General features: G+C 48.8%; 5 protein-coding genes and 1 tRNA gene. 3 read left to right on the plus strand and 3 right to left on the minus strand.

Annotated features, from left to right (window positions below; translation table 11 throughout):
- The first annotated feature begins 2 nt into the window (after positions 1-2).
- From lysS to FCN80_RS20510, 3 genes are all read left to right on the plus strand, one after another.
- A complete protein-coding gene (lysS, locus tag FCN80_RS20500) occupies positions 3-1,523 on the plus strand; it encodes a lysine--tRNA ligase (protein WP_136992209.1) in 1,521 nt (506 codons plus the stop codon).
- A 295-nt stretch (positions 1,524-1,818) separates the two neighbouring features.
- Positions 1,819-1,892 (plus strand) — tRNA-Gly (locus tag FCN80_RS20505).
- A gap of 89 nt (positions 1,893-1,981) precedes the next feature.
- Positions 1,982-3,919: a site-specific integrase gene (locus FCN80_RS20510; RefSeq protein WP_136992210.1), complete on the plus strand. Its 1,938-nt coding sequence runs from the start codon at positions 1,982-1,984 to the stop codon at positions 3,917-3,919.
- 136 nt (positions 3,920-4,055) lie between these two features.
- Here the strand turns inward: FCN80_RS20510 and FCN80_RS20515 are convergent, their stop codons facing one another.
- The 3 genes from FCN80_RS20515 to FCN80_RS20525 form a co-directional block, all read right to left on the minus strand.
- The gene (locus tag FCN80_RS20515; protein ID WP_136992211.1) at positions 4,056-4,793 is read right to left on the minus strand and encodes an SDR family NAD(P)-dependent oxidoreductase; all 738 of its coding nucleotides are present in this window, start codon (positions 4,791-4,793) and stop codon (positions 4,056-4,058) included.
- 87 nt (positions 4,794-4,880) lie between these two features.
- On the minus strand, positions 4,881-5,210 hold the full coding sequence (locus FCN80_RS20520) for an NIPSNAP family protein (RefSeq protein ID WP_136992212.1): 330 nt from the start codon (positions 5,208-5,210) through the stop codon (positions 4,881-4,883).
- Between the two features lie 1,081 nt (positions 5,211-6,291).
- Positions 6,292-6,609, minus strand: a complete 318-nt coding sequence (locus tag FCN80_RS20525; RefSeq protein WP_136992213.1) for a hypothetical protein — start codon at positions 6,607-6,609, stop codon at positions 6,292-6,294.
- Between the last annotated feature and the right edge of the window lie 119 nt (positions 6,610-6,728).

Genomic DNA, 6,728 nt, shown 5'->3' on the forward strand with positions numbered 1-6,728 from the left:
AGATGTCTGAATCACAAGCACAGGACGGTGCCCCCCAGGCGCCGGATTTGAATAACGAACTGGCCGCCCGCCGTGAAAAGCTGGTGCAATTGCGCGAGCAGGGGATTGCTTTCCCAAACGATTTTCGTCGGGATGCCACCTCCGATCTGCTTCATGCCGCTTATGACGGTACGGCGCCGGAAGAACTGGAAAGCCTGGGACGGGAAGTCAGTGTGGCCGGCCGTATGATGACCCGGCGAATCATGGGCAAGGCGTCCTTCGCGACCTTGCAGGATGTCGGCGGTACGATTCAATTGTACGTGGCTCGCGATGAGTTGCCCGAAGGCGTATACAACGAACAATTCAAAAAATGGGATTTGGGCGACATCATCGGCGCCCGCGGCCGGGTATTCAAGACCCGCACCGGCGAGCTGTCCATCCATTGCTCTGAGATCCGCCTGCTGACCAAGGCGTTACGGCCGTTGCCGGACAAATTTCACGGTCTGGCCGATCAGGAAACCCGTTATCGCCAGCGCTATCTGGATCTGATCGCCAATAGCGATTCGCGCCGTACCTTCAAGATCCGCTCGAAGATCATGGTGGAAGTCCGCCGGTTCATGGTGGAGAAAGGTTTTATGGAAGTGGAAACCCCGATGATGCAAAGCATCCCCGGCGGCGCTTCCGCTCGTCCTTTCATCACCCATCACAATGCGCTGGATATCGATATGTATCTGCGTATTGCCCCGGAACTTTACTTGAAACGGCTGGTGGTGGGCGGTTTTGAGCGGGTGTTTGAAATCAACCGCAACTTCCGCAATGAGGGCATTTCGCCGCGCCATAATCCGGAGTTCACCATGATGGAACTCTATATGGCCTATGCGGACTACCGGGACCTGATCGCGCTTACCGAGGATTTGTTCCGTACCCTGGCTGAACGGGTATTGGGCGACACAAAGGTGGAATATGGCGACCAGACGTTCGATTTTGGCCAGCCCTTCGTTAAGATGACCATGCGGGAAGCCATTTGCCATTATCGCCCGGAAATCAGCCCGGCCAGCCTGGACGATAGGGACAAAGCCGTCGCTCTGGCTGAATCGCTGGGTATACAAGTGGAAAAAGGATGGGGATTGGGCCGTCTGCAAACGGAAATCTTCGAGGAAACCGCCGAAAGCCAGCTTATCCAGCCAACTTTTATCACGCAATACCCGGCCGAGGTGTCGCCTCTGGCGCGCCGTAACGATGAAAATCCGTTCTTCACCGACCGCTTCGAATTCTTTATCGGCGGCCGCGAGATAGGCAACGGTTTCTCGGAGCTGAATGACGCCGAGGATCAGGCAGAGCGTTTTGCCGAGCAGGTCCGTGCCAAGGATGCCGGCGACGACGAGGCCATGTTCTACGACGAAGACTATGTCACGGCGCTGGAGCACGGTTTGCCGCCTACCGCCGGCCTGGGGATTGGCATTGACCGGATGATTATGTTGTTTACCAACAGCCATACCATTCGCGACGTCATTTTGTTCCCGGCCATGCGGCCGCAGAAATAATCCTCCGCCTATCGGCCTCGCCGCGTCGGCATGGGCGCGGCCGGTTATCCCACCCCGACAGTATGAGGATAATCGCTTAAAACTCACGCAGTTAAACAGCCCATGGCTTGCCAGCCGACGACATAAGGTTATAATGCTGTGCGCGGCGGCTTCCTGCGAATACATTGCTCGTTTTCGCGGAGGGGTAAAGCGCAAACCCGCTTCCACGTGGGCGCAATTTTCGCGGGCATGATTTTGCAAGCATGATTTTGCGGGCATGATTTTTGCGGGCATGATTTTTGCGGGCATGATTTTTGCGGGCGTAGTTCAATGGTAGAACGAGAGCTTCCCAAGCTCTATACGAGGGTTCGATTCCCTTCGCCCGCTCCAGAAATACCCTAATGTATTAATTCCTCTACGTTTTTATAAATCATACGTGACGGCGCTCGTGATCCTCCTACAACGGAGTGATACAGCCGATGGCTCAGCGTGATAATCTTTATAGACGTTCCAGTGGGATCTACGTTCTGCGGATCACCGTTCCGGTTCGTTATCGTGCCCTGATAGGGCAGCGCGAAATTCATGCATCTACCCGCACTACCCACCTTGCAAATGCCAGAGCTATTGCCGCGCGTTTGCTGGGGAAGTGGTATGCGTCTCTGGAAGAGTTCAGGCAAGTGGATAAAGAGAAGATCAGGGGCAATGCCCCATTGTTGACTGGCGCTGGAAAAATCAGCCTGGCGTTGTTTTGCAAGTCATTTGGAGTAGAGCTTGAGACGGTTGTTAATTATCTTTTGGAGAACAACGTTCCGGTCTATTGTTTTGCGGAAGGGCTGATTGCTTTTCAAATTGAAGACTATTCTGAAGTTGAACGGGAGGATACTGGCGAGTTTGTGCTTAATGACCTTGAACAGAAAGGTATAGAAAATGTTATGCGTGGCTATGTTCTATTGTTCAAGCCTGGCTATGCGCTTAAGGATCTTTTGGAGCAAGGATATACCGAAGCAGCAGTATTTAGAATGAATGGCAACAACCAGTTTTCTATCTGGTTGATGAATTTTCCGGGCGTAAGGTTGGATGCCAGTTCTCTGTATATCACCAACGTTCAGGCTGAGAATTTGCGTAGCATATGGGATAAAGCGCTTACGAAATTGGAGCCAACACCATGTGCTCCGGTAGGAGTAACACCAGCGATTCCTATGGCCGCTACCATCAATCCGTATTGCAACCCGACATATGCGAGCATGACGGTTTCAGCATTGCTGAAAGCGTTTTTGGTCTATAAAAATACGGGTGATATTAAGCTAGCCAGCGAGGAGAAAATTCGTTCCAGAATTGAACATTTCGTGGAGATAATGGGCGATTTAACTCTAGGTGAACTGAATCGTGACATAGTGAAAAATTACGTCACCAAAATGCAGAATATGCCCAGTAATCTGTATTTGATGCGGCGAAAATACAAGATTTCAGATACGCAAAAGCTTATTGAAATAGCGTTAGCTGATGGCCAGCCAGTTATGAGTCGAGATGCCATTGGCAGGCATATCGAGTCATTGGGTTCTATGCTCAAATGGGCTAAAAGCGAACGTTACCTTTTTGATAACCCTGCTGAGAATGTGCTGGCTCAGCGCCGCGTGATGGTGCGTGAGCAGGATCGACGCGACCTCTTCACCGACGGGGAGCTAGAGCAAATTTTCTCGGCTGACTGGTTTAAGAAAGGCTCGGGAACGCCCAATCAAAACGGCATTTATACCAGCTTCCGCCCGTTTCACTACTGGTTGCCTCTGCTGGCATTATATGTGGGCGGGCGCATCAATGAGCTTTGCCAGCTTTATCTGACGGATATTCGAGAAGATAAAAACGGGATTGCCTATATTGATTTTAACCTTGATGCGCCGGATAAGGTGATGGATAAAGAAGCGCAGGCTGGTGGCGATAAATCGTTAAAGACGGTGAATGCGATCCGTCAGGTTCCAATTCATCCGCGACTTATCAAACTAGGGCTGCTGAAGTATGTAGATGCATTGAAAGCTGCCGGATATGATCGTCTTTTCCCTGAGTTGAAGCACAACAAAATCAAAGGATATCGTGCCGGCGCCTCAAAATGGTTTAACGAAAACTACTTTGGCAGAGTCCTCGGTTTTCCCCGTGACAATAAAAAAACATTCCACTCCCTGCGTCATACGTTCATTAACGCAGTAGATGCTTTTGAAAGCAACGAGCGCACGATTGCGCAGCTTGTCGGCCATGTTCGCGGCAGCACCACCGCGATGACAACCTATCGTAAGGATGCTGATGTGGAAGAGCAGTTGAGCGTGATTTCGCAGCTTCGCTACAATTTGCCTGATATTGCGCAGTTCGACTCGCAAGCGGGTATCAAAGCGGTCATCTACGCACGGCGCAGACATAAATCATAGGATGTGCCAAACGCGCCAGGAAGCTCTGTGGCGCGTTTTTTATTAAGGAGTGTGGAAAATCATGGCGCTAAATTTGCGGCGTGCTTATGGTTCGTCTGGTGAAGCCAATCCGATCTTTATTTCTTGCGCTCGTTGATTATCCCATTCGCCATCCACCATTGATCGGGATGATGGTGCCAGTAACAAATGCTCCAGCTTCGGAAGCTAACCAGAGAATAGCACCTGCGATATCATCAGGGGTGCCAGCTCTTCCTGCCGGGGTTTCCGCAACAATTCCAGCGATTCTTTCAGTAGGCCACGAGCCGGTGAATCCCGTATCAGCGATAAAACCGGGTGCGATAGCGTTCGCGGTTATACCTTTTGGCGACAATTCGCGGGCAAGGGCAAATGTCAGGCCGTGCAGCCCAGCTTTAGCCGAAGCATAAGCTAAACCTCCCGGTTTACTTCCACCTGTTTGGGCACCAATAGAACTGATATTGATAATGCGCCCTCCAGGACTACTCAACAAAGGCGCAACTGCCTTTGCCATGAGAAAGCTGCCTTTAAGGTTAGCATTAATAACTGCGTCCCAATCAGCTTCGGCTTCCTGAATCGGCGTTGCCAGTGACACTGGTTTAATGAATCCAGCAGCATTAACAAGAACATCAACACGATCAAGAACACTAACTGCTTCTGATACTTCATCCCAATGGCTTACATCAGCTGTTCTCCAACGAGACGAAGACCCAAGTTTTAATGTTGCGTCGATAAGACGTTTTTCATCTCGACCGATAATCACAACTTCATAACTACTTTTGATTAGTGCATTGGCAATGCCGAAACCAATTCCGCTGGAACCGCCTGTTACAACCGCAATCCGCTTTCCTGTGTGCATTCTTAACCTCATACTCTGTGTCGTGGGTTCAGATGAGTTTGATACTTTTCAGATCTGATCATATGTCGCTACTGACCGAGCTATGGCTTAAATACGCAGCCCGTTCACGCTTTCCTGCGGCAGACTTATCACTGTTTTTATGCTGGTTTCGATGCTGCGAATAATGTCTTCGCGTGGGCCGCTGCGCCAGTCATCGCTTGCGTAAAAAGCATCAAGAACCGTAGCCATGCTTTCAGCACTATCAAAGGCGCGAATCAGATAGTAGCAATCCGAGTCATGTAACGAGTTACCAAACGAAACAACATCGATCCCGTGTCCTTGGTGTAGGGGGGGAACACTGATTTCCTGCATGATGGCGTGAAAAGCGGCACCGCTGCCTTTTCGTAAGGTGTATTGCAGTATTTCGACGGTTCTCAAACGTTATCTCCGTGTCGCCCTTGGGAGGCTCTTAGTTGATAGCAATAAAGTAAACCGGACTGGGCCATGAAGCTACTACTAATCAGTCAGTCATCCGTAAGTCGGAGCAGCAAGCCCCCTCAGACGCGCTGGGAAGCTCTCTGGCGAGTTTTTTAAAGAAGGTAGTCGAAATCATGGTGCAGGATTTGCGGCGCTCTCATAGAGTGGCTGACGAAACCCAGTAGAAACAAGCGTAGCGGAGTTCGAGCAATCAATGAGAAATTTGGGCGAGCTTTAAGCTTTACTGCGCCGCATAACTTTGGAGGCTGTTTGCCTCTATAAGGATAGGCCTGCCACCGCCGAAGTTTTTGAACGCAATGCCATAGAGGGGCGCTTCTAAACCTAGGAGATCCACTTTTTCGCGCCCAGCTTACCCGGCTGCATTTAAACCGTGAACCCGTTACTGGTTAAACATCATCTGTTCAAGATTGTGTGTTGCGTAGGTGAGAACACAGAAGGTTTTTTACGGAAGGTTTGAAGCAACAAACAAGAGAAAAGTATGATTGTAAAAAAATGTTAAAACACAAATTGTTCTTTAGTTTTTTTAGTTCTTTAAGATGTTAACCCTTTCTCTGGGGGAAGCCGGACATACCAACCCCAAGGCCATCTAAGAAGATGGCCTGTAGGTTTGCTCGGTTTCCCCATATTAAGAGAACTAATCTTTCTCTTGGTGTGACAACCTTTCTTGAAAGATGCATTATGCGCAAAAGTAGTTACTCAAGAATCCGCCGATAACTACTTTCACCCTCTGCCTGGCTGCATCAAACGCTTGCGCGCCCTACCTACCACAATCAACGTTTTTGCAGAGTCCCCGTCCTGACGTTTTGCGCTATACGCGGTAAAGCTCCATTTATCCGGACCGGTTTACCGTATGTGATAAATGTCGTTGAGAGAATACCATATACGTTTTTTAAGAAAAGCTATTTTAGAATGGATATGATTTTTTATTATTAACATTAGAATAAAAGATGCAGATTAATTTATGCATTTAATCTAATGTTAAAAAAATATAATATCTATAGGGAACTCGTGTTCTTTTTAATCAAGCAGTTACTCTTTTTTTTCCGAGTAAAAGTAAAGACAGATCTTCATTGCTTGGTATTGATGTTAACCCTGCATCTTTTCTCATCTCCAAGGTCATTGATATGAATGCATCTCTTTGAGGTTTAGTGGCCATTGAAGCCCCCAGTTTTTCAAATTCTGCAAAGGCTTCAATCACTCGCTTAGAACCGTAGAGGCAGATCCGGGCTTTTGCATCAGCAACTTTGATAAATGCCTCCGAGCGCCTCTCATCTGCTATTTTTTTGTCTGGTATATTTAGCGCTTGGGCTTGCTCGCAAACGCCTTTCAAATAATCCATGTATGACTTCGTTTTCATTTCGCGTAATGCGCGTTTGTATTCGATGAGTAGGCCCCCTGCGAAACCAGACAGTAGAAGTCTCTTAACTTAAGAGATAGGCTTGGATACATGTCTAACAC

Origin of the sequence: Martelella alba (assembly GCF_005217455.1) — a bacterium.
Classification (GTDB): Bacteria; Pseudomonadota; Gammaproteobacteria; order Enterobacterales; family Enterobacteriaceae; genus Acerihabitans.

Coding starts and splice junctions, on each gene's coding strand:
- lysS (WP_136992209.1), top strand. CDS start 3: ATGTCTGAATCACAAGCACAGGACGGTGCCCCCCAGGCGCCGGATTTG.
- FCN80_RS20510 (WP_136992210.1), top strand. CDS start 1,982: ATGGCTCAGCGTGATAATCTTTATAGACGTTCCAGTGGGATCTACGTT.
- FCN80_RS20515 (WP_136992211.1), bottom strand. CDS start 4,793: ATGCACACAGGAAAGCGGATTGCGGTTGTAACAGGCGGTTCCAGCGGA.
- FCN80_RS20525 (WP_136992213.1), bottom strand. CDS start 6,609: ATGGATTATTTGAAAGGCGTTTGCGAGCAAGCCCAAGCGCTAAATATA.